The sequence below is a fragment of the Streptomyces colwelliae genome (assembly GCF_048158785.1).
Classification (GTDB): domain Bacteria; phylum Actinomycetota; class Actinomycetes; order Streptomycetales; family Streptomycetaceae; genus Streptomyces.
The window spans coordinates 1-506 of record NZ_JBLTJC010000920.1 but is presented as its reverse complement, the minus strand read 5'-3'; the positions used below and the strand labels follow the sequence as shown (position 1 = coordinate 506).

Genomic DNA, 506 nt, shown 5'->3' with positions numbered 1-506 from the left:
CGTACAGCTATCTGCTGTGGCTACAGGCGATGTACGGCAAGGTGACGGGCGACCCCACCCGTCTCGGTCGGTCGAGAAGCTGACGTACAACACACCACGAGAGGTTGACCCGACGTGCACGACGACGAACTCATCGCGCGGGCCAGGACCTGGCTCGCCGAGGACCCCGACGCGGACACACGCGACGAGCTCGCCAAGCTCATCGACGCCGGGGACGTCACGGAGCTCGCGGAGCGCTTCCGCGGCACCCTCCAGTTCGGCACCGCCGGCCTCCGTGGCGAACTCGGCGCCGGGCCCATGCGGATGAACCGCGCGGTCGTCATCCGGGCCGCCGCCGGACTCGCCGCGTACCTGAAGGCGAACGGGCACACCGACGGCACCGGAACCGTCGTCATCGGCTACGACGCCCGCCACAAGTCCGCCGACTTCGCCCGCGACACCGCCGCCGTGATGGTCGGCGCGGGACAGTCGGGCCCACCACCGACAACACCGGCACCAGCCCGAAC

1 pseudogene is annotated in these 506 nt (G+C 70.6%); it reads left to right on the top strand.

Going from position 1 to position 506, the window contains the following annotated elements:
* Positions 1-114: 114 nt before the first annotated feature.
* A pseudogene (locus ACNFOC_RS55160) lies at positions 115-506 on the top strand (phospho-sugar mutase); the annotation flags it as partial.